Origin of the sequence: Calderihabitans maritimus, assembly GCF_002207765.1 — a bacterium.
GTDB classification, from domain to species: Bacteria; Bacillota; KKC1; order Calderihabitantales; family Calderihabitantaceae; genus Calderihabitans; species Calderihabitans maritimus.
This window is the reverse complement of sequence record NZ_BDGJ01000023.1, coordinates 1-25,958: the sequence shown is the minus strand read 5'-3', so window position 1 is coordinate 25,958 and position 25,958 is coordinate 1. Positions and strand designations below refer to the sequence as shown.

The 25,958-nt window shown below is 45.5% G+C and carries 30 protein-coding genes and 1 other annotated feature; of the genes, 4 read left to right on the top strand and 26 right to left on the bottom strand.

Translation table 11 applies throughout. The annotated features are described in order from the left end of the window. Positions 1-10: 10 nt before the first annotated feature. The 9 genes from KKC1_RS03640 to KKC1_RS03600 form a co-directional block, all read right to left on the bottom strand. Positions 11-178, bottom strand: coding sequence for an aspartyl-phosphate phosphatase Spo0E family protein (locus tag KKC1_RS03640; RefSeq protein WP_088553148.1), 168 nt, complete (start codon positions 176-178; stop codon positions 11-13). A 114-nt stretch (positions 179-292) separates the two neighbouring features. Continuing rightward, a complete protein-coding gene (locus KKC1_RS03635) occupies positions 293-571 on the bottom strand; it encodes a ferredoxin family protein (protein ID WP_088553171.1) in 279 nt (92 codons plus the stop codon). Continuing rightward, positions 571-1,869, bottom strand: a complete 1,299-nt coding sequence (locus KKC1_RS03630; RefSeq protein WP_088553147.1) for an FAD-dependent oxidoreductase — start codon at positions 1,867-1,869, stop codon at positions 571-573. The genes KKC1_RS03635 and KKC1_RS03630 overlap by 1 nt, the downstream gene beginning before the upstream one ends. 10 nt (positions 1,870-1,879) lie before the next feature. After that, complete coding sequence (locus KKC1_RS03625) at positions 1,880-2,899, bottom strand: electron transfer flavoprotein subunit alpha/FixB family protein (protein ID WP_088553146.1); 1,020 nt, start codon at positions 2,897-2,899, stop codon at positions 1,880-1,882. Positions 2,900-2,915: 16 nt separating this feature from the next. After that, the gene (locus KKC1_RS03620) at positions 2,916-3,734 is read right to left on the bottom strand and encodes an electron transfer flavoprotein subunit beta/FixA family protein (protein WP_192868061.1); all 819 of its coding nucleotides are present in this window, start codon (positions 3,732-3,734) and stop codon (positions 2,916-2,918) included. 107 nt (positions 3,735-3,841) lie between these two features. Beyond that, complete coding sequence (locus KKC1_RS03615; protein ID WP_088553145.1) at positions 3,842-5,383, bottom strand: SPOCS domain-containing protein; 1,542 nt, start codon at positions 5,381-5,383, stop codon at positions 3,842-3,844. Between the two features lie 127 nt (positions 5,384-5,510). Beyond that, the gene (locus tag KKC1_RS03610; protein ID WP_088553144.1) at positions 5,511-5,924 is read right to left on the bottom strand and encodes a hypothetical protein; all 414 of its coding nucleotides are present in this window, start codon (positions 5,922-5,924) and stop codon (positions 5,511-5,513) included. A gap of 19 nt (positions 5,925-5,943) precedes the next feature. Continuing rightward, the gene (locus tag KKC1_RS03605) at positions 5,944-6,225 is read right to left on the bottom strand and encodes a hypothetical protein (protein ID WP_088553143.1); all 282 of its coding nucleotides are present in this window, start codon (positions 6,223-6,225) and stop codon (positions 5,944-5,946) included. Positions 6,226-6,285: 60 nt separating this feature from the next. Then, positions 6,286-6,474, bottom strand: coding sequence for a hypothetical protein (locus KKC1_RS03600; RefSeq protein ID WP_088553142.1), 189 nt, complete (start codon positions 6,472-6,474; stop codon positions 6,286-6,288). A gap of 185 nt (positions 6,475-6,659) precedes the next feature. Here KKC1_RS03600 and sleB point away from each other — a divergent pair, with 185 nt between their 5' ends. Beyond that, the gene (gene sleB, locus KKC1_RS03595; protein WP_088553141.1) at positions 6,660-7,358 is read left to right on the top strand and encodes a spore cortex-lytic enzyme; all 699 of its coding nucleotides are present in this window, start codon (positions 6,660-6,662) and stop codon (positions 7,356-7,358) included. Between the two features lie 27 nt (positions 7,359-7,385). Beyond that, complete coding sequence (gene ypeB, locus KKC1_RS03590) at positions 7,386-8,774, top strand: germination protein YpeB (RefSeq protein ID WP_192868060.1); 1,389 nt, start codon at positions 7,386-7,388, stop codon at positions 8,772-8,774. Between the two features lie 143 nt (positions 8,775-8,917). Here ypeB and KKC1_RS03585 read toward each other — a convergent pair whose 3' ends face one another. The 5 genes from KKC1_RS03585 to KKC1_RS16990 form a co-directional block, all read right to left on the bottom strand. Next, on the bottom strand, positions 8,918-9,913 hold the full coding sequence (locus KKC1_RS03585) for a chymotrypsin family serine protease (protein WP_088553139.1): 996 nt from the start codon (positions 9,911-9,913) through the stop codon (positions 8,918-8,920). A 125-nt stretch (positions 9,914-10,038) separates the two neighbouring features. Further along, positions 10,039-10,800, bottom strand: coding sequence for a CAP domain-containing protein (locus tag KKC1_RS03580; RefSeq protein ID WP_202819931.1), 762 nt, complete (start codon positions 10,798-10,800; stop codon positions 10,039-10,041). Between the two features lie 107 nt (positions 10,801-10,907). Then, the gene (locus tag KKC1_RS03575) at positions 10,908-11,186 is read right to left on the bottom strand and encodes a Veg family protein (RefSeq protein ID WP_088553138.1); all 279 of its coding nucleotides are present in this window, start codon (positions 11,184-11,186) and stop codon (positions 10,908-10,910) included. 195 nt (positions 11,187-11,381) lie between these two features. Then, positions 11,382-11,960 (bottom strand): sporulation peptidase YabG, encoded by a 579-nt coding sequence (yabG, locus tag KKC1_RS16995; RefSeq protein WP_272946647.1) that lies wholly within the window; start codon positions 11,958-11,960, stop codon positions 11,382-11,384. Beyond that, entirely contained in the window at positions 11,957-12,274 is a 318-nt protein-coding gene (locus tag KKC1_RS16990) for a sporulation peptidase YabG (RefSeq protein WP_272946646.1), read from the bottom strand. The genes yabG and KKC1_RS16990 overlap by 4 nt, the downstream gene beginning before the upstream one ends. Positions 12,275-12,523: 249 nt before the next feature. Here KKC1_RS16990 and KKC1_RS17160 point away from each other — a divergent pair, with 249 nt between their 5' ends. Beyond that, positions 12,524-13,297, top strand: a complete 774-nt coding sequence (locus tag KKC1_RS17160) for a cell wall hydrolase (protein ID WP_088553137.1) — start codon at positions 12,524-12,526, stop codon at positions 13,295-13,297. Between the two features lie 220 nt (positions 13,298-13,517). Here KKC1_RS17160 and KKC1_RS03560 read toward each other — a convergent pair whose 3' ends face one another. From KKC1_RS03560 to metG, 5 genes are all read right to left on the bottom strand, one after another. Beyond that, positions 13,518-13,988, bottom strand: a complete 471-nt coding sequence (locus KKC1_RS03560; protein WP_088553168.1) for a ribonuclease H-like YkuK family protein — start codon at positions 13,986-13,988, stop codon at positions 13,518-13,520. A 29-nt stretch (positions 13,989-14,017) separates the two neighbouring features. Then, the gene (gene rsmA, locus KKC1_RS03555) at positions 14,018-14,917 is read right to left on the bottom strand and encodes a 16S rRNA (adenine(1518)-N(6)/adenine(1519)-N(6))-dimethyltransferase RsmA (protein WP_202819930.1); all 900 of its coding nucleotides are present in this window, start codon (positions 14,915-14,917) and stop codon (positions 14,018-14,020) included. 122 nt (positions 14,918-15,039) lie between these two features. Continuing rightward, positions 15,040-16,083: a resuscitation-promoting factor gene (locus tag KKC1_RS03550; RefSeq protein WP_192868059.1), complete on the bottom strand. Its 1,044-nt coding sequence runs from the start codon at positions 16,081-16,083 to the stop codon at positions 15,040-15,042. A gap of 76 nt (positions 16,084-16,159) precedes the next feature. Beyond that, a complete protein-coding gene (locus tag KKC1_RS03545; RefSeq protein ID WP_088553135.1) occupies positions 16,160-16,924 on the bottom strand; it encodes a TatD family hydrolase in 765 nt (254 codons plus the stop codon). Between the two features lies 1 nt (position 16,925). Further along, positions 16,926-18,854: a methionine--tRNA ligase gene (metG, locus tag KKC1_RS03540; protein ID WP_088553134.1), complete on the bottom strand. Its 1,929-nt coding sequence runs from the start codon at positions 18,852-18,854 to the stop codon at positions 16,926-16,928. A 53-nt stretch (positions 18,855-18,907) separates the two neighbouring features. Beyond that, positions 18,908-19,155 (bottom strand) — a binding site (T-box leader). A 162-nt stretch (positions 19,156-19,317) separates the two neighbouring features. Between metG and KKC1_RS03535 the strand changes: the two genes are divergently transcribed. Continuing rightward, the gene (locus KKC1_RS03535; protein ID WP_088553133.1) at positions 19,318-19,569 is read left to right on the top strand and encodes an AbrB/MazE/SpoVT family DNA-binding domain-containing protein; all 252 of its coding nucleotides are present in this window, start codon (positions 19,318-19,320) and stop codon (positions 19,567-19,569) included. Between the two features lie 111 nt (positions 19,570-19,680). On the opposite strand, the gene rsmI is transcribed toward KKC1_RS03535, so the two are convergent. The 7 genes from rsmI to KKC1_RS03500 are packed head-to-tail and all read right to left on the bottom strand — an operon-like array spanning position 19,681 to position 25,581. Further along, positions 19,681-20,532, bottom strand: coding sequence for a 16S rRNA (cytidine(1402)-2'-O)-methyltransferase (rsmI, locus tag KKC1_RS03530; RefSeq protein ID WP_088553132.1), 852 nt, complete (start codon positions 20,530-20,532; stop codon positions 19,681-19,683). Between the two features lie 38 nt (positions 20,533-20,570). Continuing rightward, positions 20,571-21,305 carry a tRNA1(Val) (adenine(37)-N6)-methyltransferase gene (locus tag KKC1_RS03525; RefSeq protein ID WP_088553131.1) on the bottom strand — a complete coding sequence of 245 codons (735 nt, stop codon included), beginning with the start codon at positions 21,303-21,305 and terminating at the stop codon, positions 20,571-20,573. Positions 21,306-21,347: 42 nt separating this feature from the next. Further along, positions 21,348-21,638 carry an initiation control protein YabA gene (locus tag KKC1_RS03520; protein ID WP_202819929.1) on the bottom strand — a complete coding sequence of 97 codons (291 nt, stop codon included), beginning with the start codon at positions 21,636-21,638 and terminating at the stop codon, positions 21,348-21,350. Positions 21,639-21,655: 17 nt separating this feature from the next. Further along, a complete protein-coding gene (locus KKC1_RS03515) occupies positions 21,656-22,462 on the bottom strand; it encodes a PSP1 domain-containing protein (RefSeq protein ID WP_088553129.1) in 807 nt (268 codons plus the stop codon). 13 nt (positions 22,463-22,475) lie between these two features. Further along, entirely contained in the window at positions 22,476-23,453 is a 978-nt protein-coding gene (gene holB / locus KKC1_RS03510) for a DNA polymerase III subunit delta' (RefSeq protein ID WP_088553128.1), read from the bottom strand. 38 nt (positions 23,454-23,491) lie between these two features. Then, the gene (gene tmk, locus KKC1_RS03505; RefSeq protein WP_088553127.1) at positions 23,492-24,106 is read right to left on the bottom strand and encodes a dTMP kinase; all 615 of its coding nucleotides are present in this window, start codon (positions 24,104-24,106) and stop codon (positions 23,492-23,494) included. Positions 24,107-24,129: 23 nt separating this feature from the next. Beyond that, complete coding sequence (locus tag KKC1_RS03500) at positions 24,130-25,581, bottom strand: aminotransferase class I/II-fold pyridoxal phosphate-dependent enzyme (protein ID WP_192868058.1); 1,452 nt, start codon at positions 25,579-25,581, stop codon at positions 24,130-24,132. Between the last annotated feature and the right edge of the window lie 377 nt (positions 25,582-25,958).

The following is a 25,958-nucleotide window of genomic DNA, read 5'->3' as shown; positions in this document are numbered from 1 at the left end:
GTAAAACTTATCATAACGACATCTTTTGCATTTTCATATATTCTACCACAAGTCGGTCCAGTTCACAGCTTTTGTCATAAACTTCTCTGTCAGTTAAAGATTCTTTTTGCTCGACCAACTGATATAATTCTCCTTGTTTTTTCCGAATAACCTCATTCAGTCTATCTCGCTCCGTCATCCGACATTCCTCCCTAATACAATATATCGGGGGGTATTAGCTGGTTTTTATCTATATCTTGTACTTCGACAATTAGTATATTTTTCCTGCCGAGATAAAAAAAAATAATTACTTTTAGCCAAATTTATACATTATTCCAAAACCTCCGCGAGGATAGCGCCAATCAATATTGTCATGGGCACAACCGTAACGGCATGTGCCGCATTCAACGCATCCCTCATAAGCCGTATCAATGCGTTCCAGCTTGTCGTCCCAGACATAAACTTTAGCCGGGCAGATATAAGTACAAGGTTTATCTTCACAATGGCGGCAGACTTCCCGGTCCTGAATCTTTAAATGACTATGTTTATCCGCCTGATATCGGTTTAAAAATAACTTGTCTTCTATTTTCATCATCCTAATACCCTCCAACCCCGGTACAGGTCTCGAATGATTTGCCATTTTCCTCTCTGTTCCGTGATGTGCTGCCAAATTTTTCTCTGTTTTTCTTTTTTAGGCATATTATCCACTATGGTTAATTCATGGGCAATATAATTTAAGAACCGCGGGTATAAAGTAAATAAGTGGGGATTGTTTTCAAAAAACAGGGATGCATTTTCATATTTTTTGAGGTCCTTCAAAATAAAGCTGTCTGCCAATTTCTTTTGGTATCTGCTAAAAAATTGGGCAGAAAAATCTCCTTTTTCTTTCGCCTCAATCACCGTTTCAGCCGCAAATTTGCCGGACATCATGGCCATATTTGACCCTTCCCGGTGGATACCGTTCACCAGCATCGCAGCATCACCTACCACCAGCAGCCCGTCCATGTACAAGCGAGGAATTGATCGATAACCTCCTTCGGGGATAAGGTGTCCCATGTATTCCTTAATTTCGCCTCCCTCCAAAAGAGGACGTACTGCCGGGTGTCTTTTCATCTGTTCCAGCAACTCGTTGGGAGTAATCTTTTTCTTGACCACATCCACCAGGAGAGCCCCCACTCCTACCGACAGGCTGTCTTTATTGGTATAAATAAAACCGCTACCGACCATCCCCTGGGTGGCAGCCCCGTATAGTTCTATAGTAGCTCCTTCTCCCGGTTCCAAATTAAAGCGGTCCTCAATTTTCTCCTTGGGAAGGGCTATAATTTCCTTTACGGCAACTGCAACTTCCCGGGTGCTCAGTCCATCTTTCTGTAGGCCTAATTTTTGGGTCAAAATAGAATTAACGCCTTCGGCCAAAATAACTACATCGGCTAGCACCTCGCCTTCATCACGCCCCGTCCTAACCCCAATCACTCTCCCCTTTTCCACCAAAACGTCTTCCACAACCGTTTCGGTTATCAGCAACGCCCCGGCTTCTACACCCTGCTGGGCGAACCAGCGGTCAAACTTGGCGCGTAAGACGGTAAAACTGTTGTAGGGTTCTTGCCCTAAAACTTTACTCTTATATCCAAGACTGACCACGGAATCTTGTTCTAAAAGCCACATTCTCTGCTCTACGACCGGTCTTTCCAAAGGGGCTTCTTTCCAAAACCCGGGGATAATCTCCTCCGTTGGATACCGGTAAAGAACTCCTCCCATGACATTTTTACTGCCGGGATAGTCACCCCGTTCAATAACTATGGTATTTAGACCGGCTTTGGCCAGAAGATATGCCGCAGCCATACCCGATGGGCCGGCTCCTACCACAATCACATCGAATTTTTCCGCCATGATGCCCCTCCTAACTTTTGCCCAACTTTTCTCGAAATCTCTGAGTTAAAGCAGGAACCACCTTAAAAAGGTCTCCGATTATAGAGTAAGTAGCTACCTTAATAATGGGAGCGTCCGGATCTTTGTTAATGGCTACGATTACGTCGGAAGTCTGCATTCCTACTAAGTGCTGGATGGCCCCCGAAATACCTATAGCAAAGTATACTTTGGGGCGTACGGTAGTTCCCGTCTGTCCTACCTGGTAGTCCGCCGATATCCAACCTGCCTCAACAGCCGCCCTTGAAGCACCCAAAGTACCCCCCAAAGTATCCGCCAGTTCTTCTAACAGTTTAAAATTCTCCGCACCGCCCAATCCTCTACCGCCGGCAACAATGATTTCAGCCTTATCCAGGTAGACTGCCTTTCCTTTTTCCTCGATAACTTCTACAATTTGGGTCTCAATATCTTCTTCCCGGAGACCCAACTCTTCTCTGATTACCTGGCCGGTCCTTCCCTCTTGCCTGGGAGGCTCGGGCATGACTCTTGGACGTACGGTAGCCATTTGCGGACGGTGACGTCGGCATAATATGGTGGCCATAATGTTTCCTCCAAAGGCCGGACGCGTCTGGAGGAGAAGCCGCGACTTGGGATCCACATCTAACTCCGTACAGTCGGCGGTAAGCCCCGTTTCCAGCTTAGTAGCTACAGCTCCGGATAAATCTCTTCCCAACGTGGTGGCGCCCATGAGTACGACTTCCGGTTTATATTTTTGCACCAGATTAAACAAACCATGGGTAAAAGGTTTGGTCCGATACTGTTCCAAGACCGGGTCATCAATCACATAAACTTTATCCGCACCCCTGGCGAAAACCTCCGGGATCATCTCTTCTACCTTACTACCCAACAATACTCCTGCCAGTTCTGTTTTTAATTTGTCGGCAACTTTTCTTCCCGCTCCTAAAAGTTCCCGGGACACGGGAGCTATTTCCCCGCCGGAATGTTCAATAAATACCCATACGCCCTGATATTCTTCTAGGTTTTTGACTGCCATGGTACCTTCTTCCTTCCTATCTATCAGCTATAATCTTGGTAGTAATCAGTTTGTCCACCAACTCTGCCGCCGCCTTTTCTGGATTGTCCATTCCACCAGGAATAATTTCCCCGCCTTCCCGCTCGGGAGGAGCAAAAATGCGCCGAACTGCCGTAGGCGAACCCTTAATACCCAACCTACCTTCTTCCAACAGGAGCGATTCTTTATTCCATAAGAGGGGGCGATACCGGGCCGCCCGGAGAAGGTTTGGGAAACTGGCATATCGCAGTTCATTTATGTCCTTGGTTACCGTTAACAGAGCCGGCAGGGTAGCTTTTACGATTTCCCTTTCACCTTCCAATTTTCGTTGTACTTGAATTTCTCTTTTCTCCAAATCCAAATAATCGATCTTCATGACATAAGTAAGTTGGGGTATGTTTAAGCGGGTAGCTATCCCCGGTCCCACCTGGGCCGTATCGCCATCGATAGCCTGTTTCCCGCAAAGCACCAAATCAACCGGTTGTTCTTCGCTTAACTTCCTGATGGCCTGAGCTAAAACGTAACTGGTGGCCAAAGTATCGGACCCGGCAAAAGCCCGGTCGCTCAATAAAATGGCCTTATCCACTCCAAAGGATATTGCTTTGCGCAGAACCTCCTCCGCCTGAGGAGGACCCATGGTTATAGCGGTTACAGATGCTCCAAATTTTTCTTTCAATCGCATAGCCTCTTCTACCGCATGAATATCGTAAGGATTTATAATGGAAGGCACTCCGGCACGAACCAGAGTATTAGTCTTAGGATCTATCCGCACTTCCATAGTATCAGGAACCTGTTTCACACAGACCACTATATGCACTGCGATTTCCTCCCTTACCTCCTATACATAGTTTTTCCGGCTTGAATCATTTAATGTATTTAAGCAACAAAAAAACCACGGTTTTTTACCGTGGTTGTAGACCTGTCTCAACCTTTGGCCCCCGGCACCTTGGGACAGGGTATTTTGATGAACTCTCCTACCGGAAGGTTATGGGGATCCAGCCCCGGATTGGCCTGCTGGATTTCCTCTACCGTAACCTTGTACCTCCGGGCCAATTCCCAGAAAGTATCTCCCGGTTTCAACTTATACATTATAAAAGTGGGCCGCTCTCCGTCGTCCGCGGGACATTCTTCCTCCACTCCTACCCCAACTACCACTTCTAGTTGTTCGGCCTGAGTTACTTTGACTGCCAACGACAAAACAGCTTCCTGCTCCACTTCATAAGCCCCTGCGTCCCATTGATAATTAATATCTCTTACCTCCGCATGAACCTGTGCCTTCATTCCCGGCTGGACACCCGGCATTTCCAGGCTAGCGGTAAATCTTTCTTTAACGGAATTGCTGTATACCGCATTGTCTTCGCTGCTCACATAAGTAATACGTTTCTTCAGCTCTCCAACCACCATTACCTTGTCTTTCTTAACCTCTGTCTCCGACCAGTCAATTTCTATCGCCGTATCGGTATTCACAATTTTCTTGACCGGTTTGTTGAAACAGTCGACTTCATTCTTAACGGTCACTGTCTTCTCTTTTTCGGCCACTACTTTATCAACTTTCAACAATTCCTTCTGAACGGGTACGCCCATAACGTCTGTTACCACTTCTGCTTGCAGTTCTTCCATAACTTTGGCAAAGACCTCTAAAACAACCGTTTGCTCTGCTTCATCGTTGTCCGCTTCCAATTCGTAATCCACAGAAAGGACATTCGCTTCGGCCCATGCCTTCATACCCGGTTTCGCTCCCGGAATGTGTACGGTTGCTTTAAAAGGTTTCTTAACACTCTGCTCGTACAACCGGCCTGTTTCCTGCCCTACATAAAAAATCTGAGAGTGTATGGTCCCGGCTACTACTACCTGGTCATCTTGGACCGAAGCACTAATATCTTCCACTTGAATATAGGTATCTTTAATTTTTTTCACCGGGTGTTCAAAATCGACGGCGGCGACTACGGTAGTTTCGACAGAATCTTCGCCAACCACGCTGTCTACTTTTAACAACTCTTTCTTCACTCGGAGCTTCGCTTGAGGATGAGTTACATCGGTAACTACTTCTAGCTGTTCCGTCTCCGTTACTTTGACCATAATTTCCAACGTAACCGTTTCCGTGTAGTTATGTTTATCTATTCTTTGGTAACTAACTCCCTTGACCCGACCGTCAATCTGAGCCTCCATACCCCGGGTAACACCTTTAATTTCCACCCGTTCACTGAAACTATGCTCTACCGACAATTCATACATTGCCTCGGTATATTCTTCAACATAATAAATTTGTTTGGTGATAATTCCTTCAATCAGCACCTCGTCCTCGAATACTGTGGCATTAATTTTCTTAACCCGGGCATCAGTTTCCGTTATTTCCTTAACATGACGGGGAAACTCAACTCTGTCGCTAGTAGTTATTTGCGTCGTCTTTTCCCCTACTACATGCTGAACACGCAGCAATTTTTTATCCACTATATATCCGGACATGCTCTTAGCCTCCTTTCTCGAAATTGCTTCGCTTAATTATATGCATACCGGTAGCAAATATGTCTCTTCCTTCAACGTCAAAGTTAATATATTGTATGAATTAAGCTCTACTGGTGGAACTTCTCTACTACAGCACAGGGCAGTTTATTATTAGATCTATAGGAGTAACCTCAAATCCTGCTTTCCGTAGACTTAGTTCGGAACGAATGAAATTAGGTTGATATCCAAAAGGCACCTCCACCAGGTGAACCTGCCAAAAGGAAGTATAGTTTTCCGATACCGGCACTGCACTTAAAACGTTGTACTGGCCGTGAACCAGCAAAGGCCTGCCCTCCTCATCATATCCCCGAATAAAAAAGTAAATAGGAGGCGTTTTAATACCTGCTTTAGTCACTTTAGTCTCTCCCAAGTCCAGGTAATACACTGTAAAATTGTTATACCAGGCCGGAACCACTCGCTCTCGTAAAGGATTATTATAAATTAGCTCTCCCAAACTATAGTAAGGGAAGGATGGTGGGGCAGTAAAATTCCTCCGCCACATGTTTTTTCTCCTCTCGCTACTACTTTTCCGGGAATCTCCACGTTAAAGTTTTCCCCTTCTCTCTCCGTTCCTTCTTCTGTCTTTCCGGAGCTACCCGTGTCAAACTCTCCTTTTTTACCACCGGTGCCGAAGTTTCAAGTTTTCCCGACGCGGAACGAACTGTCGGTACGTTTAACTTCTTATCGTCCTTCCTAGTAGTTGACATATCTTTGCGCCACTGATACGGCCAGTCAAACAGAGAAGAACGCTTCAGATGCGTCCGGTGACGGGGAAGATGATTAAAATCGCTCCAATATCGCATGTACATGCCTCCTTCATAATCGAAGAGCACACCCGACGCGGTGTGCCCGTACCCTGATCATTATTTATTGTAAGGATCCATATGTTTCTTCATCATGTCATGCATAGCTCTCATCATTTCATACATTTCCTTCACCATTTCATAAATCTGCCGGGTCATCTCAAAATGCTCATAATGTCCCGGCATCATCCCGGGGTAACCGTATCCTCCTGGGGGTGGCATAGAACCATATCCATACCCGTAATACAATTCTCATCCCTCCTCTAATAGTGACTTCAGGCGTGTTCTTCAAAGTTCAGAACCGTACTCAATGACATTATATGTAACTGTCTGAAAACTTGTTACCGGCCGCATTTCGTCCCATCGCGCATAGTTTGCATTTCTTTGTTAAACAATATCTAACAAAATTCTATTTATTGGGCAGGAGGGAAACTATGCGCTTCCCAATCAAATGTTATAAATTAGTTATATTAGGCCTGTTGTGGGGACTGTTGCTCATCTTTCTCAGCGGCGACCTTTCTCAGGCTCAAGACAGACGAACTCTATACTGGGGTACTTCAGGGCCCGATGTCATTCTACTCCAGCAGAAACTAAGCCAATGGGGTTACTATGACGGCCCTATAGATGGGATTTACGGTCCCAAGACTTTTGCTGCAGTTCAGCTCTTTCAGAGAAAAAACGGACTAGCCGTAGATGGCGTAGTAGGTCCGGCTACATGGGCTGCTTTAGGCGTTGGCCCTGCCCCCGCCCCTTACCGATCCACACCGGCCGTTTCCCGCAGCGAGGAAGTAAATCTTTTGGCCAGGGTCGTTCACGGCGAAGCCAGCGGAGAACCCTTTGAGGGGAAAGTAGCGGTAGCAGCCGTTATCCTCAACCGAGTTCAAAGCCCATCTTTCCCCAACACTTTGGCCGGTGTGATTTACCAGCCGCTGGCTTTTGAGTCGGTAGCCAACGGCCAAATTTGGGCCAGACCCCCATCGCCAGAATCAGTTAGGGCGGCGGTGGCTGCTCTCAGCGGATGGGATCCTACCTACGGAGCCCTTTATTTCTGGAACCCGGCCAAACCTGTCAATCCATGGGTTTGGACAAGACGGATAGTGAGAACCATTGGACGTCACGTTTTCGCTTTATAAAAAATAACCCACGGGAGGTTAAACGAAGTGAAAAAAAAGAGGTGGACAGGCGCAGCGTTATTAACCGCACTGCTATTGATCTCCCTAGCTTCAGTAGGATTTTGGGGATACCAACAGTACCAGGCGCGGACACGCCTGCAAACGTTATTAAATAATAAATATCAGAGGGCTTTTTACGAGCTGATTAACAATGTAGAAAACCTTCAAATTCTACTGGCCAAAGGTTTAGTTTCCGGATCTCCCGACCAGAACGTTATTCTTTTTACCGACATATGGTATGAAGCCAATTCGGCTCAAAGCAACTTAAATCAGCTTCCCCTCGGCCAGCCGGTTATAAGCCGGACCGCTAAATTCCTGACGCAGACAGGCGACTACGCTTTAGCCTTGGTTAAACAGCAGGTAACCGGCAGACCTGTAGGGGATAAAGATTGGTTGCAACTGGAGGAACTTCACGCGCGGGCAGTACGTCTGACTCAAGAATTGCATGAACTGGAGAATAAGGCTGCCCGGGGACTTCTGGCCTGGAGCGAAATCCAGCGGAACCTTCCCCGGAAGCTCCCGAAAGGAGGTCCTGCGCCGGCTCCGGAGGAATTTAGAAGTATTGAAGAGGAAGTATTAAAAGATTTGCCAACTCTAATTTACGACGGCCCTTTTGCCGACCACATTCAGAGACGTCAACCTCAAGGACTGACCGGTGAAAAAATTAGCAGAGAAGAAGCCCGTAAAACCGTCCGAGAAATTGCCCTACGTTTCGCCGATGTTCCCAACCAAAACAATTGGATGGTACGCCTTACCGGTACCGTTTCCGGAGTAATCCCTGCCTACAGCGTAGAGATGTTTTCTCCCGGCGCCCCTGACGGTCAGAAAATAATCATGGATATCAGCCAGACCGGCGGGCATGTAGTCTGGATGGTAAATACCCGGTCAATTGCGGAAGCTTCCCTTTCCACCGAAGAAGCTCTGCAGCGGGCCAAAAAGTTCTTGGCGGAACGGGGATTTAAAAATATGGTTCCCACCTACTCCTCCGCTGAACAAAACGTAGCTACCATAGCCTTTGCCTATAAACAGAATGAAGTAGTTATCTATCCCGACCTAATCAAGGTACAGGTTGCTTTAGACAACGGCCAGGTAATAGGCTTTGAATCGCTGGGGTATTTAATGGCCCACCGTCCACGCGAGCTTCCCCAACCCCGTATTACCGAAGAAGAAGCAGCAAGATTCTTAAATCCCCGCTTAAAAATAGAAAACTCCAGGTTGGCTGTTATTCCACTGGAGACCAAAAAGGAAGTGCTTTGTTACGAATTCAAAGGCAGACTTAATACCGACACCTTTCTCATCTATATCAATGCTTTAACCGGCGAAGAAGAAAAAATTCTACAACTAGTTAACACCCCCAATGGCAAACTTACCCTATAAAGGCTGGATTGACAGCCTTTTTTTCTTTTAACAGGGAACCTCCCCGCTAAAATACAGGTCAATCGATAATATAGAACCGGCTATTCAAATGGATTGTTGTAAATCAACGGAAACAACTGCATCCCTCCACCGGGACTGTAAGATCAAAATTCGATGTTAAGAGCATTCATTACGTGGTCTAAGTGATTGAAAACCGTAAATCTATCCGAACCTGCAAAGAGCAATCCGACTGCTTGATTGTTTTTGTCAAGCACCAAGGAACCACTGTCGCCTCCAGCAGAATCCATACTGGTTATCACTTGGTCATCGAACATAGCATAGACATCATTCCCCATGTTTACCTTCAAGTTTACATGCAATGCTTTAACTATCCCCTCGGTAACACCTGTAGTCCGTCCACTTTTTCTGACCACCATGCCTAATTCCGCTTTTGCCGTTCCTTTGACTTCTCCCAGTTCCAGGATCTCCGGCCTGATCAAGTTCGGCCGGACCGGCCGGGCAACTGCGGCATCAACCAAATTTTCCCTCCTCGTTTCTTTTTCCAACCGCACCCGATAACCCGGTCTAATTATCCTAACCGCAGCATTAGCCGCCACGGTAGCCGCCGCTGCTACCGGGCACTCAGCTTCAGTAACCATTGGGACAACGGGCGTAAATCTTTCCAGATAACCTATGACATCTTCCTTGCTTCCTCCGTCGTAAGGACCTGGCTGAAAAACAGGATCACCTATTTTCGCCCGGCCATCAGAACCACTGGTGGCGTTGGCAAGCACATGATTGTTGGATAGAATTAAAACTTCCTTGGTGTGTTTGTCTTTTACTACCGCTCCAAAAGTGCCGGCGGAAACAGCGTAATGTCCTATGCTCATCCCGGGTTGAGCAGGCCTGGCTTTTTCGGTTCTTTGTAAAAACCTGACTTCGCCAATCTCAATTACATCCGTAGCCACCGATCCAATTTTCCGGGGCACAACCTGGTCCTTCTCCAAGTCACGCCTGGCCTTTTTTTCCCTCACAAAAACCAGTACAGCCACATCATCAGTCCGCCGATTGGAGACTTCTTTGTAACCAACCCCTACCCCAATAACATTATCCAAAGCTAATAGCTTCTTCTTCGACCTTCTTAAAGTTTTTAGAACCATCCTGTTCACCTTCCCGCTATCATTTCAGTATATTTATATTCGAAGACGAGAGAAGGTGAAACCGGATGGGGAAGATGCATTAGATAGAAATAAAAAAACAGGGTGTCGTATCACCCTGTTCAAAACTACCTTCCCACAAAATGTTGGGTAAACATTTTTCCGTAAGGACCACCCTCTGCTATACCTACCCCAATATGAGTAAACCGGGGATTGAGGATATTACGGCGGTGTCCTTCACTTCCCATTAAGGCTTGGTGGGCTTTTTCCACGGAAGGAGCTCCCGCTAAGTTTTCACCGGCATAGCGAAAGCTTATTCCTTCCCGGCGCATCAGGTCGAAAGGGCTGCCGTATCTGGGAGAATTATGACCGAAATAGCTGTTTTCCACCATATCCGCGCTCTTCATCCGGGCCGTCCTTACCAAGTCCAGATCAACCTGTAAAGGAGCCAACCCTCTGGCAGTTCTTTCCTGGTTGATCAGATCAATCATCTGCTTTTCCTCTGCTGTAAGCCGTACGCTTTTAACTTCCTGCGGCTTGACTTTGGGTTGCGGAACAAGATCGGACGGGGGCACTGGTTGTAGAACTGCGACATCATCTGAAGGCTTTGCTTTCGGAACCAGTGTTTCTTCCGTTTCGGCTTTCTCGGACCAGCGATATTTTTTTTGAACTAATAGGAACCTCTGGGGTAAATGATTCAACCACCGGTTCATTATTTCCCAGTTGTATTGAACGATCTTATTAAATCCATTGGTCCTATCGTACTTCACCCGGTATACTAAGATGGAGTAGCGATCTTGGGCCAAAGCGATAGACCCGAATAAAATTACCCATAGAAAAGCTAGCGTAAGAATAGTTGCTAATCCCTTAGCAAGTTTCCATCTCCTCATTGCTGCTGCCTCCCTAAGAAATTTTGTTAATTAGTTCTTCATTTTTTTCATCTCTCCTGTAGGTAATTTTGTCCAAAAAAAATGCCACCAGCTTCCAGCCTGGTGGCCTAACTTTTATTTCCGCAGATCTTCACTTCACCATCTTCTCGGCAAACCGTCAATTCTACCGCCTCAGTCAGGATATCTGTATAACTGAATGATACCCTCCGCACTGAATTTTTCTTCTCGTCCAATTTAACCACAAAAATATTAGGATAGGTCTTCTCTAGTATACCCACCCTTTCAATCACTTTTTTTCTACCTCGGTTTGCCTTTAATCTAATTTTTTTGCCGACGTAAGCATCCAAATCTTCTTTTATAGCTGATAAAATGCCTTTTGCTGCCAAACAATCACCTTCTTTACCATCTAATTTGATTTTATTTTACTACAATTCGTCGCATTTGTCAATATTAACTGATAATTATACCTAAGAATAGCACCTGATGTCAACAACAATTTTTCTTTTTCTGGCACCTATCGGCGCTATTAGCTCCGGTATTGATCAGCCAAAAGACAATTACCAAGATATTCTCTTTCTTTCTTAGTAAGGCGATTGGGGGTAAGCCATGCGAAGGCGCCCCTTCGTTTCAATGCCTCCTATACCCTTGGCGCCCGTTATGGTATCTGCTGTTAATTCTTCTAAGGGAATTATTTCACTTATCGGTGTATGGGCTACTTTCTCCGCAACAAATACCGGGTCCAAGGCATGAATTAAAGCTCGCATAGGCGAGCTAGCGAAGTTGGCTCCTGCCTTTAAAATGGCTTCATAATGCGACTGACAGGCACCGGCAAATATTACTAGCGTATCTTTACTGGGGATAATCCTTCTAATTTTTTTAACCGCCTCTACAAAGTAACGAGAAGTACGGTAGTTATCTAGATTACTAAAATCTGACTTCCGTTTCAAAAATCCGTCATGCCCCGTGAGAATCAATATGTCGGCCGGGTTCTTCTCTAAAAGCTCGACAACCTTCTCGGGTTGATCTTCTTCTGAAACCCAGTAACCTGTCGCTTCTACGTTCAACTGGAGATATGCATGGAGACACTTTTCAAGATATTCTTGGTCGCCATCAATGTGTAGAACCCTACCCGGTATTTCAAAAAATTTTAGGCGTTCTATTTTTTCCTGCCCGGCACCTCTAACATGTATATTGGAAAAGCTTCTTTTTTTTTGTTCTGGGATTGACGTTGCAAAATTCTTTCCAGCATGTCCCTGCCTTCTTTAATTATTTGGCGGCGGTGATGTTGAATTTCTCGCTTATTCTTAACCTCCAGGTCATCTTCCGGGGCATCTGCTATTAGACGTACGTCAAGCCCTCTTAAAACACATATTTTTTCTCCGTTCGTTCCAACCCTTACGTTTTGAACTCTAAAATATATATCTCCCCCGTACGACTTTCGGGCCACAATATCCCCAGGCTTGATTTTCGCCATCTCCCTCTCCCCTTGAACAAATTTATATGCTTTATTAGTTCCTTTTTTTTGGTTTTATAATATGTCACGGCCTGTTAAGGTGTGTCGGGGTTGCCACAAGTCAAATTCGGACCGCTGAAGGCCAGAAAATTCCTCATAATACCTCTGATGGATAAAATTTTGTCCTGACATGACTTAAACAGTTAGCTATAATAAAACATAGTTTCCAAAGGAGTACAGGCTCAAGGAAAGGATTGAGGGAGGGATTCCATGCAAACCTTGCGATCTATCTCTATTCTAATCCTTGTCCTCTTTTTCACAACAGTTGTTTTCTCCCTGCCTTCAGAAGCAGCAATCTATACGGTTCAACGTGGTGATTCTCTGTATATCATTGGCAATTTGTTCTCTGTACCGGTTTCCCAAATTCAAAAAGATAACCGCTTGAATAGTACAACTATCTATCCGGGACAAAGGCTATGGTTGCCTGACGATCGCGTAATTTACTACACCGTTAAAGCAGGGGATTCTCTTTATCTCATAGGTAAAAAATATAATGTGAGTCCGTACAAAATTAGGAAAGCCAATGGACTATCCGGCACCACAATTTTCCCCGGCCAACAGTTGATGATTCCAACAAAAACCAGAGAATATGCTTCTGCCCCCAGTCGTTCATGGCCATACAGAAACATTTCCCGTAAAGATTTGGACCTCTTAGCCCAGTTAGTTTACGGTGAAGCCCGAGGAGAGCCCTATAAGGGTCAGGTAGCCGTTGCGGCTGTGGTTCTCAACCGCGTGAAACATCCCGAATTTCCCAATACAATCGCAGGAGTAATTTACCAGCCGGATGCCTTCACTGCGGTCAAAGACGGCCAGTTCTACCTGACTCCCAACGAGACTGCCAAAAAGGCTGCACAGGACGCCTTGAAGGGATGGGATCCTTCCGGCGGAGCCTTGTATTACTGGAATCCTGCTACAGCAACCAGTCGCTGGATATGGACCCGAACCATTATTACCCGAATAGGCCAGCATGTATTCGGTATTTAGAAAAAAAAATAGACTTCCTGGAATTCCAGGGAGTCTATTTTTTTGCTTCCTTACTTCTCTTTTCTTGGATTATTTTTTTAGCCACCCTTAAAAAAAGATTATACATTTCTATGCGTTGGTTTATACGTTTAAGAGCATGAGGCTTAACCAAACAAACCACTCCTTCCTGGCCGTTTTTTACCAGTATAACCAGAAAGGAGTTAGTTTAAACTTATACTTTCTACTTGGTATGTTTATCAGCAACTTTGGTAGCTCCACAAGATTCGGGTTTGATTTTGGCGTCAAAACCGCTCCCCGCTACCATTCCCACTATCTCTCGGATGAGGTCTCGGGTGTCTCCCCTGGGCCCAATGTCTAGGTGAATTTCCACATCTAAATCAGCAAGCCCGTTTTCAGCCAGTTTTTCCGCCAGTTTACTGGCTGTTTCTAAACTCAAAGCAGTTTCGTAAAAGATCCTTTGTCTTAAACTATTAATTTTCCGGTGGTAGCTCTTTCTATAATAATACCTGGCTCCTTTGCCCACCTGGTGGATGATTATGGCTGTAACAAAACAAGTCTGCTCCCGGGCCTGGGAATCGGAGCCTATGATTACTTTGTACTGCGAGTCCGGGGACATCTTCACGAAATCAATTATATCCGCATAAACTTCCTCTAAGGTCAGGCTTCCTTTACTAGGACTTATAAACTTCATAAGCATTCAACCTCTCCATATCGCCTATGTCATAGCCTTGCTTTTTTTATTTTTTCCTGCAAAGCCAATAAGTTATCAGCAAGAATGGCAAACTCCTCGAGGCTCAGAGTCTCTCCCCTGCGCGAGGGGTCGATTGGCGACGTTTCAAGCACCTTAATCAAATCTTGCCGGTTTACAGAAAAAGTATTCTGCAGGGCATTAAGAATGGTTTTCCTGCGGTAAGTGAAAACTCCCTGAATTACTCGAAACAGCAACAATTTATCTCGAACCTCAACGGGAGGGACACGACGTCTCTTTAACTTTACGATTGCCGAATCCACTTCAGGACGCGGCCAGAAAACGGTTTTGGGTACCTTAGCAATAAATTGGGGTTCAGCATAATACTGTACGCTCACCGAGAGAGCCCCATACTCTTTGGTTCCCGGACATGCCAGGATGCGGTCCGCCACTTCCTTTTGTATCATTATAACTGCCTGGTCCCATCTTTCATGGTCCTCCAACAAATGCATTATCAAGGGCGTAGTGATGTAGTAGGGAAGATTGGCTATAACTTTAAAAGTTTTTGATTTAAATATACCCAGCCTTTCTTCCATTAAACGATCAAAATTAATTTTAAGAGCATCGGCGTGAATTATTTCAACGTTATTACACTCCTCAAGTGTATTCTGTAGAATAGATATCAATCTTTCATCCAGCTCTATGGCCAGCACATAACCGGCTCGGCTGGCTATTTCCCGGGTCATAGTTCCAATCCCCGGCCCAATTTCTACCGCCAGGTCAAGGGGGTCAAGTTCAGCAGCATTCAGTATGATGTTCACTATATTATAGTCGATTAGAAAGTTCTGCCCCATCCCTTTACTAGGCCTAAAGTTATACCGGTTCAATATTTCTTTCGTAACCCGAGGACTGGCCAGTTTAAGCATAACCATAATTCACCCTACTTATCTTCTTATCTCCCTCTAAAGTTATTATAGCCTATTGTACTTTTAGGAACAAATCCAACTTTTGCTGGCGGGAAAAACAAAACAATCCTGGATTGTAACCAGGATCTTTATTCCAAAAGGTATACCTTAACTTTTCTTCTTCCCCAACGCAAAGCTTCTTCTCGCGTTTCCAAAAATACATCTATCCTGTTTCCTTTGATAGCACTACCTATATCTTGGGCCTCCGCAAATCCATAACCGTCCACGTACAACCGCGTTCCGAGGGGAATGACTTTAGGATCTACCGCTACCGTGCCTACCCGAGGGTAAATTCCGGTTTTAGTTGGATTGCCTGTATGAGTGTATGCGGTAGCGGTCACCCATAAAGCTTTTGTAAAACGAAACGAATGTTCTCCTCGCGAAGCGATTTGCAGAGTCCCGTAGGCAACAACCTGGTCGACAGGTTTCTCTAGAACATCCGTCCTAACCAATTCTCGACTGACTTCCCGTCCGTCCTCCAAAGTAACTCTAAATACCTGTCTGGCCCGTCCTTTTTTTCCCCGCCTGATGATCTTTCGAATTCCCCTTTCTAAAGAGGAATCTTGCCGTTTCAAAACTTTAAAGGGAATCTCTATCTCCTCAGTAACCAGTTTTGTAGTAACTCGGGTTACCACTATCTTTTCTCCAGCTTCAACAATTTTATCTAAACCAGGATTTACCTTATCCTGCGCTCCCAAAGTAACCCCGATCTGAGATAAAACTTTTTCCACCGTTGCAGGAGGAGTTTCAACGGTTAAAAGTTTACCGTCCACCTGCACTGTTACCGGAATAGCGCGAATTATCCTGATGCTCACTCCATCCTCAATAGGTGCTTTCAAGTCCGGTTCAACCAAATCCTTTTCCTTCAATTCAATTCGGGCTTCATTTAAAACCTCTTCCACTGTCTTTTTAAAAGTCTTGTGCACCAATTTTCCCCCATCTACTTCTATAATTACTTCTTTTTGCAGCCAGAAATAAAGGAAAGTACCAGCTAAAAACAGAACCATAGCCATAAGAATAAAGAAAACGGTGAAACCTATCCCACGGCGCTTCGATATAACTGCTTCTCCTTCCACCAGAGACACCTCCAGCGGCCAAGTTGTCCCTCGGCTTACATCGTATTCGACGGACAACAAAAATATTCCTGTACCATACTATGGTAAATTTTTGATAAATATTGTAGAAAAAACCCATGGTTGTAACCATGGGTTACAGGTTAAAACAGCGCTTGGTATTCTCCGTAGTTATACAGGACAACTCTTCAAAAGACATATTCTTCAGCCGGGCAATTTGCTCCACCACATACTTCACGAAGGACGGTTCGTTTCGTTTGCCCCGGTAGGGTTCCGGAGTCAGATAAGGAGAATCAGTCTCTACCAGCAAGTGGTTAACAGGTAGCAGTTTAGCAATTTCCTGGTGCAAGCGTGCATTCTTAAAGGTAACCGGTCCTGCCAAAGAAATATAGAACCCTAAATTTAAACACCGGCGGGCCATTTTCCAGCTTCCGGAGAAACAATGTAAAACACCGCCCACCTCTCCGGCTCTTTCTTCTTCCAAAATAGTCACCGTATCATCATGCGCATCCCGATCATGAACGATAATCGGCAATTTTAGACGGTGTGCCAAACGTATTTGCTCGCGAAAAACTTCCTGCTGAACATCACGGGGGGAAAGATTCCGGTAATAGTCCAATCCCATTTCTCCTACCGCCACGACCTTGGGGTTCTGAGCCAGTTGATATAGGGCTTCAAAATCCTCTTCCGTAGCCTCCTTTGCTACGTGGGGGTGAATACCAACGGCAGCATAGATACAATCGAATTTTTCAGCCAACTCCACCGCACGGCGGGAAGACGCCACATCATACCCGGCATTAAGAATATACTTGACCCCCGCCAACTGGGCTCGCCGTACTACCTGGTCCACTTCTCCGGCAAACTGACGGTCATCCAAATGGGCATGACTGTCAAACAGCATGTTACCGCACCTTTGCTCCACTGGGCAGATCTTTCTCCACCGTTAAAACCCCCAACTGTTCATCTCCTACGGCAGCAAGAATCATTCCTTCCGATGTAATACCTCTGATCTTAGCCGGTTGCAAATTGGCTACGACAACCACCTTTTTCCCGATTAACTCTTCCGGCCGATAATACTGGGCAATTCCTGCTACTACTGTCCTTTCTTCTTCCCCCACCTTGACTTTAAGTTTCAAGAGCTTATCGGTTTTAGGTACGTTTTCTGCTTCCAACACTTCTGCAATACGCAGGTCCAAGCGGGAAAACTCTTCAATAGAAATGAACTCTTTCTGTTTTTCCTGCTGACGCTTTTCTTCCTTCCCGGAAGGCGCCTCGCCGGCTTCCCCACCCTTCTCTTTAGTTTCTATGCGGGGAAATATGGCCGGCCCTCGCTGAATCTTGGTGCCGCCCGGTACACCTCCCCAACGCATGGTACTATCCCAGGTATGAATATCTTTAAATTCTTGTAATCCCAGTTGCTGCCATACTTTATCCGGCAAGGTGGGCATGAAAGGAGTACAGAGAACCGTAACTACCCGCAGCGCTTCTGCCAAGTTATACAGTACAGTGTTAAGGCGAGAACGTTTAGCTGGATCTCGCGCCAAAGCCCAGGGAGCCGTTTCATCTATATACTTATTAGTCCGATTGACCAGTTTCCAGATTGCTCCTAAGGCGTTACTCAGGTCAAATCGCTCCAACTGCCTTTCCACTTCTCGGGGTGTCTGCTCTGCCAGTTCTATTAACTCCCTATCCACCGGTTCCTCTTGTCCAGGGCTAGGAATAACCCCTTCGGCAAACTTTTCAATCATAGCGGTAGTACGGCTGACCAGGTTCCCAAAATCATTAGCCAAATCTGTATTTATTCGCTCGATCAGGGCGTCTTCAGAGTAGTACCCATCTTCACCGTATGGCATTTCCCGCAGCAGAAAATAGCGCACGGCATCTACCCCATATTTTTCAATCAAAACCAGGGGGTCAACCACATTACCTTTCGATTTGGACATTTTACCCCCTTCCAGCAGAAGCCATCCATGACCAAAAACTTTTTTGGGTAATTCAATGCCTGCCGCCATTAAAATGGCAGGCCAGATGATAGTATGAAAACGAACAATATCCTTACCTACGAGATGGAGATCCGCAGGCCAGTACTTGTCAAACTTGGAGTTATCCTCCCCGTATCCCAAGGCCGATATATAGTTGGTGAGGGCATCAAACCAAACATATATCACATGCTTTTGGTCAATAGGCACCGGAATACCCCACTTGAAGGTAGTCCGAGAAACGCAGAGGTCTTCCAGGCCCTGCTTGATAAAGCTGATCATTTCATTTCTACGGGTTTCCGGTTGAATAAAATCGGGATTCTCTTCAATATGCTGTAGCAAACGGTCTGCGTATTTGCTCATGCGGAAAAAGTAACTCTCCTCTTTTAATAACTCTACGGGCCTTCCGCAGTCAGGACAATTCCCTTCTTTCAGCTGCCGTTCCAGCCAGAAGGTTTCGCAGGGAGTACAGTACCAACCTTCATATTCAGATTTATAAATATCTCCTTGATCATAAATCTTCTTGAAGATTGCCTGTACTACTTTTTTATGCCGTTCTTCCGTAGTACGGATAAAATCGTCGTTGGATATGTGAAGCGCCTTCCACAAATGCTTGAAGTTAGCCACTATTTTATCCACATATTCCAAAGGTTCTTTCCCGGCTTCCTTAGCCTTCCGTTCAATTTTCTGACCGTGTTCATCCGACCCGGTTAAGAACCAAACATCATAGCCTTTCATTCGCTTGAACCGCGCCATAGTATCAGCTGCTACCGTAGTATAAGCGTGACCGATATGCAAATTGTCGCTGGGGTAATAAATAGGAGTAGTAATATAATAGGTCTTGTTGCCCATCGAATTTCACAACCTCCTTCAAAATTTAACCGATTAAAATATCAAACCCCTCGCCTAGGGGCGAGAGGTTCTCCTTCGCGGTACCACCCTAATTTATCGCCATATTGGCGACCTTTAACGGCACGCATTCTCTGCGCACCTGGCCTCTAACGGGGCCTAAACGGTTAAGCCTAATCACCGACAGGCTTTCGACCGACAGCTCCAGGGCCATCTTCGATATATTTCACCGTACGGGCTTCCACCATCCCCGCTCGCTGGTACCGGTTACTCTATATCTACTCCTCCCCTTCACAGCCTTTATTACTTATTTATATAATTTTACGTGTATGTAATTATAAAAAGTTTATCCCTGTTTTGTCAAGTTTAATAAATTTTTAACAAAAATGGTATTGACTTTTAATGGAACCACTGGTATCATTTACTTACAAATGTCGAAATTTGTTGAAGAAGGGAGAGGTGAAACATGTTAAAATCTACCGGTATTGTTCGCAAGGTAGACGAACTAGGAAGAGTAGTGATTCCTATCGAACTACGACGCACCTTAGGAATCGAAGAAAAGGACGCTCTAGAAATCTACGTAGATCATGAAAAAATTATCCTGAAGAAATACGAACCTGCCTGCGTCTTCTGCGGTAACGCAGAAAACGTTCAAAATTTCAAAGGTAAGAATGTTTGCCGCGAATGCGCTCTGGCCATGGCTTCTCAAGCCAGTTAAACGCGCAAACAGACCTGTAACGGTCTTTCACTTCTTGGCGTGCGGCTTGACTTCTCAAGCCAGTTAAACGTGCGAAGAGACACCGCCTAAACCCGGTGTCTCTTTTATAATTTAATCCTTCCTGCTTTCAACTACCGCACGATAAACTTCTCGCTTCGGTACGGCGAAATCTTCGGCTACTTTCTTAATTGCCTCTTTTTTCGGCATTCCTTTTTCCACCAAACCCTCCACCGCGTGAATTATTTCTTCCCTAGAAGGAGAGATTTCTTCCCTTCTCCCCTCAGCGCCCCCTACCACCAGGGTTATTTCACCTTTAGGGCGATTATCACTAAAATATTGTATCAATTTGTCTAAATCGCCCCGCACTACTTCTTCAAATTTCTTGGTTAATTCCCGCGCCACCGCCGCCGGCCTGGGTCCCAAAATCTCTCGCATATCTTTTAACGTCTCTAACAGGCGGTGAGGCGACTCGTAAAAAACCATGGTCCTCTCTTCTCCCGCCAGGGCTTTTAAACGCCTGCGCCTCGCTTTTCCGTCATGCGGCAGAAAGCCTTCAAATGCAAAGCGTCGTGTCGGCAGACCAGATACCACCAAACCAGCAATCAACGCATTAGGGCCAGGTACGGGCACAACCGGTATTCCCGCTTCAATTGCTTTAACTACTAGAGAATAACCGGGGTCGGAAATACCCGGCATTCCGGCATCGGATACCAGCGCTACATCAAAGCCTTTTTGTAAAAGCTTTAGTAAGTAATCACCTTTAGTCTCCCGGTTGTGTTCATGATAACTCGTAAGAGAAACATGAATATTATAATGGGACAATAACTTCCTGGTATGGCGGGTATCTTCGGCTGCGACTACTTCCACGTGGCGTAACACATTTAAGGCCCGATGGGTAATATCTTCTAAATTTCCTATAGGCGTTCCCACCAGATATAAAGTTCCTGTTTGCCTCTCCGCCAACTCCGACCCCCCACAATGCACGACTTCCCGTTTGTCGTTTAGCGCTGGAATATCTGTTGAAGCTCAGGGCTGTACCTTTCAAACTCATCATAAATAACCAATACCGGCATAATCTCTAATTTGGCGAATTTTCCTTTAACGGCTTCGATCAGCATAAATTTGGGCGGCTCCGTTAACCGCGGTTGAACAAAACGCAATCTGCTCAGGCCTAAATGGTATTCGTTCAGCAACTGGATTAATTCTTGAATTCTTTCCGGGCGATGAATCAGAGCAAACCTCCCCTGCGGTTTTAATATACCACTCCCTACCCGGATCACATCAGTCAAAGTACATTCGAGCTCGTGCCGGGCAAGCGCTTTAGAAAAGTCGGGATTTATCCTTCCTTCTCCCTTCCGCCAGTAAGGAGGGTTGCTAACCACTACGTCAAACCGATTCGTTCCGAAGACGGCTATAGCCTCGCGTAAATCCCCTTGCTGGATAAAAACTGTTTCCTGCAAATTGTTCAGTTCTACACTTCTCCGAGCCATATCTGCCAGTTCGGCCTGCAACTCCAATCCGACTACCGTTAGGTCTGGTTGGCGACTTTTCAGAAGCAGAGGAATCACGCCCGAACCGGTTCCCAAGTCAATTACCTTTTCCCCCGGCCTGAGGGTAACAAAATGCGCCAACAAAACCGCATCCAGAGAAAAGCGATACCCGCGCTTACTCTGAATAATTTTGATTTTTCGGGTTAGTTCTTCTACCTTTTCATCGGGTCTTAACAGCCCGCCCATCTTTTGGTTTCAAACTCCTTTGGCTTAATCCTGCCCATGCAATTACTTATTATTTTGTTTCCTTTCCTTTTGAAGAAAACTTATACAAAAAAGGCAGTCATTACCTGCTTTTCGAGCCCGGGCAAAATGGGGAGGACATACATGAAAGCCCTCGTCATATAGACGACTTAGATTATCGAAAGCATTGCCTTGAGCCCTCTCTTCATAAAGCTTGGCCCGTAGACGCTCGTTTTCTTCCTCCAAGGCATATATATGCATCTTCAGGTTGCGTACCTCTGCCAGTATGGCATTTAGTTTTTCCTCCAGTTCAATCAAACTTTCGGTCAATTTCATAATCCCGGCTCCTTGATTTAATCTTCCTCCATCTCTTCTACTTCATGGACGGAAAAAATAACCGTCCTTTTATCTTCCAGTTCTACCGTTACATTCTCTTTTAATACATTAATAGCCATAACTTTTCCTTCCCCTTGGGGGGTGTTTACTTTCTTCCCCACGGCAGGGAACTTCTCCTTGGCGCGCTGGTAACTTTCATTTTCAAAACGCAAACAACACATTAGGCGACCACAAATACCAGAAATCTTGCTGGGGTTCAAAGATAAATTTTGATCCTTGGCCATCCGGATGGAAACCGGGTCAAATTCCCCCAAAAAAGAGGCACAACAGAGAACACGTCCACAAACCCCGAGGCCTCCGAGCATTTTAGCTTCGTCCCTTACTCCAATCTGTCTGAGCTCTATCCTGGTACGAAATATAGAAGCCAGGTCTTTTACCAGTTCGCGAAAGTCAACCCGTCCCTCAGCTGTAAAGTAAAAGATTATCTTGCTTACATCAAAGGTGTACTCCACATCGATTAGTTTCATTGGCAAACCGTGTTCTTGAATTTTTCTTAGACATAACTTAAAGGCTTCCTTTTCCTGCCTTTTATTTTCTTCTACCTTTTGCTCATCCTGAGGGGTAGCAATTCTCACTATTTTTTTCAAAGGAGTGACGGTTTCTTCTTCCGGAACCAGCTTTGGTTCCGTAACCACTTCCCCATACTCCAATCCCCGAGCCGTTTCCACTATAACCTTGGTTCCGACCGGTACAGTTAGATTATCAGGATCAAAATAATATATTTTGCCCGCTTTCTTAAAGCGCACCCCAACTACCTTAACCAACTCGTTTCCCTCCCTATTTGACAGCCAGCCTCCGCAATCCAAAAACCAGGTTCTCCAAAACAAGACGTAAATTTACGTTCATGCGAAGAAGTTTCTGAGCCCGTTGGACTTCTTCCAAACCTATGCGGGCTGCTGTAGTAGATGAGGCTACTTGCTTGAGTGCTTCCAGTTGATCATTATTAATTACTAGTTTCTCCTCACCACTTTCCTGCCATACCATAACGTCCCGAAACCAAAGAGCTATAAGCTCTAACATTTCTTGCAGATTCTCTTCTTGTTCTAAACGAGACACGATCGAAAACAGTTCAACCGTATCTGCCCGTAAGATTTTTTGGGCATAATCTATAGCTTCTTTTCTTTTCGTACTTATCTCCTCAGCAAAACGAAATGCCCTGCTCACCCGTCCCTCAGACAGTCGAGCCGCTATGCGAGCCGTCACAGAGGGAATACCTTCCTTTATAAGCATTTCCGCGATTTCTTTTTCTGGTACCGGGTTAAACTTCACCTGTTGACAGCGAGAAACAACCGTAGGAGGCAAACGGTGCACTTGAGTTGTTAAGAGTATGAATACCGTCCCTAACGGAGGTTCTTCTAAAATTTTTAAAAAGCTGTTAGCCGCTTCTCCTGTCATAGCATCGGCTTCCCTTATAAGAATAATCCGGTAATGACCTTCATAATGTTTGTACATCAAGTTTCGTTGCAATTGCCGTAGTTGTTGAATTTTTATGCTTTTTCCCTGAGGATCAATAACCATAAAATCTGGATGATTGCCAGCGGCAATTTTTTGACAGGAAATGCACTGGCGACAAGGTTCGAACCCCTGCCGTCGCAAACAATTTAGAGCCGCAGCAAAGGTATAGGCAACCTTCTCTTTTCCTACTCCCTCGGGCCCCACAAAAAGATAGGCATGGCTGATGCGTTGAGATAAAATTGCCTTTTGTAAAAGCTTAATAGCGTTGTCATGTCCCTTTATGCTTGCGAAGCTTAACATCGTCTCCCACCCAAAACAAAGTAACAAAATTTCTGAATTCAAATCCGAAGCTCTCGTTCTACATAGCTCCAAATTTCTTCGGCTATTTCTGTCACCCGCCGGTCGGCCCGGACTTTTATTATGCGTTTAGGATTTTGTTCCAGTAAGGCCAGGTATCCCTGGCGCACTCTACGGTAAAAGGTTTCTGTTTCTCCTTCTATCCGGTCAGTTTTTCCCGCTTGGCGAACCCGCTCCAGTCCTGCTGCAGGATCTATATCCAAATAAATAGTCAAATCCGGCACCAGGCCTCTGGTAGCGTGATGATTCACCGTTATTATAAAATCAAGGCTAATTCCCCGCCCGTATCCCTGGTAAGCAATGCTGGAATCCACAAAACGATCGCATATGACTACTTGCCCCCGCTGAAGAGCCGGATATACCACTTCCTCCACCAACTGGGCGCGAGCAGCAGCATATAACAGAACTTCAGTGGAAGAGGCCATCGTTTCCTGCCGGGGGTCCAAAAGCAGATTTCTTATGGCTTCCGAAATTTTGGTGCCACCGGGTTCTCTCGCCAGAACAACTTGATAACCTCGCTTCTCTAAGTTTTGAGCCAAAATTTGAGCCTGAGTGGATTTGCCGGCTCCATCCAGTCCCTCTACGGTTATAAACATATTACTGCAACTTCCTCCTTAAGTTAAACTTCAATGATTCTGATACGGTTAAGCAGAGAATTTTTAGACGCCTGCAACACCACACCCTGTTCTCTAACCGCAACCAGATAATTTACGATCTCGTAGGTAATCTCTTCCCCGGGACATACCACTGGGATTCCCGGCGGATACGGAGCCACTATTTCTCCTGCAACTTTTCCTACCGCCTCTTGCAAGGGAATATCTCTCTTAGGAGCAAAATAGGCATCCCGGGGGCTCATCAGAACCTTAGGTAAAGAAGGCATTTTCTCCACCCGCTGCCGAGAACAACGACACCGGAGATAACTGTCCTTGTACCGTTCAGCCAAATCCTGAAGTGCTTTTACTATTTTATCTCCTATCTCCCTGTTATCCCCAATTGTGATTAACATTAAAACGGTAGTAAAATCAGCCATTTCTACCTCAATGGAATAACTATTCCTTAATTCTTTCGCCAGCTGGTAACCTGTTAAACCCAATTCAACCGCCGATATTACCAATTTGGTTAAATCGTAATCCACAAGGGAAGGATACTGGTATAATTCTCTTCCCAAACAATGAATTCCTTTGATAGAAGCTATTTTTGTTCTAACTGTCTCGGCTATCGAAATAACTTCTTCCATTAATTTTGGACCCTCAACTTGCATCTGACTCCGGACCGCATCCAGGGAAGCAAGGAACAGATAAGAAGGGCTGGTGGTCTGCACAATACTTAAAGCCTGCTGAATATCCCAACGACCGACCGCGGTGGGGTGAACATGCAGCATGCCAGTCTGCGTAAGCGCTCCCAGGGTTTTATGAGTTCCGTGCACAGCAATATCAGCACCCGCCGCCATCCCCGAGACCGGCAAACGAGAATGAAAGGCAAAATGGGCTCCATGGGCTTCATCACTGATAACTGTTACTCCATGGGCATGAGCGATATTTACTATGCTTTTCAGATCCGAAACCATACCGTGATAAGTTGGATGTAGAATTAATACGGCCTTACAGTTTTGCCGGAACAGCTTGTCCTGTATATCTTCCGGACTAATCCCCAGGGGAATCCCCCAACGGGGATGTATCTCAGGTTTATAATATACGGGCCGAATTCCCGTTAGAACCATTCCTCCCCAAACAGAACGGTGGGCATGCCGGGGAACCAATACATAATCTCCCGGGCGACAAATAGCCATTAAACTTGCCAGTATCCCTGCCGTTGCTCCATTGACTAAAAAATAAGTCTCTCCCGCGCCAAAACAACGGGCAGCTAATTCCTGAGCCTGTTTAATAATTCCCTGAGGCTGATGTAGATTGTCAAGTCCCGGTACTTCTGTTAAATCAAAAGAAAAACTTTTTTCCCCCAACATTTCACGAAACTTTGGATTGATGCCGCATCCCTGTTTATGGCCGGGGGTATGAAGATTAATATATTTCCCGCCTACATACTGTATCAAGGCATCTAAAATAGGATCCATCTTCCGCTCCCACCCTATCCGCCCCATATTCCTGCATTCATATAGTCATTGTATCATACGGAATCAAACTCTCCAACGGATAAACCAAACTGGCTTCGATCAATACCCGCGCCCTCTTATTTTTTCTTCAATAAAAAGGACCGGTTGTACCGCCGGTCCTTTAGGTTATAAAACAATGCTCAAGCGCTTTCTAATATATTCATAGTTTAGTAGCTATCTTCTTATACCTTTTCTTCTAATTCAACGCCACAACTTCAATATAAAACAACCCTCCCTGCTTTAGGCAAGGAGGGTTGATGAAGTAATAAGTTTCTGGCAGCGACCTACTCTCCCGGGGCAGGAGCCCCAGTACCATCGGCGCAGGAGGACTTAACTTC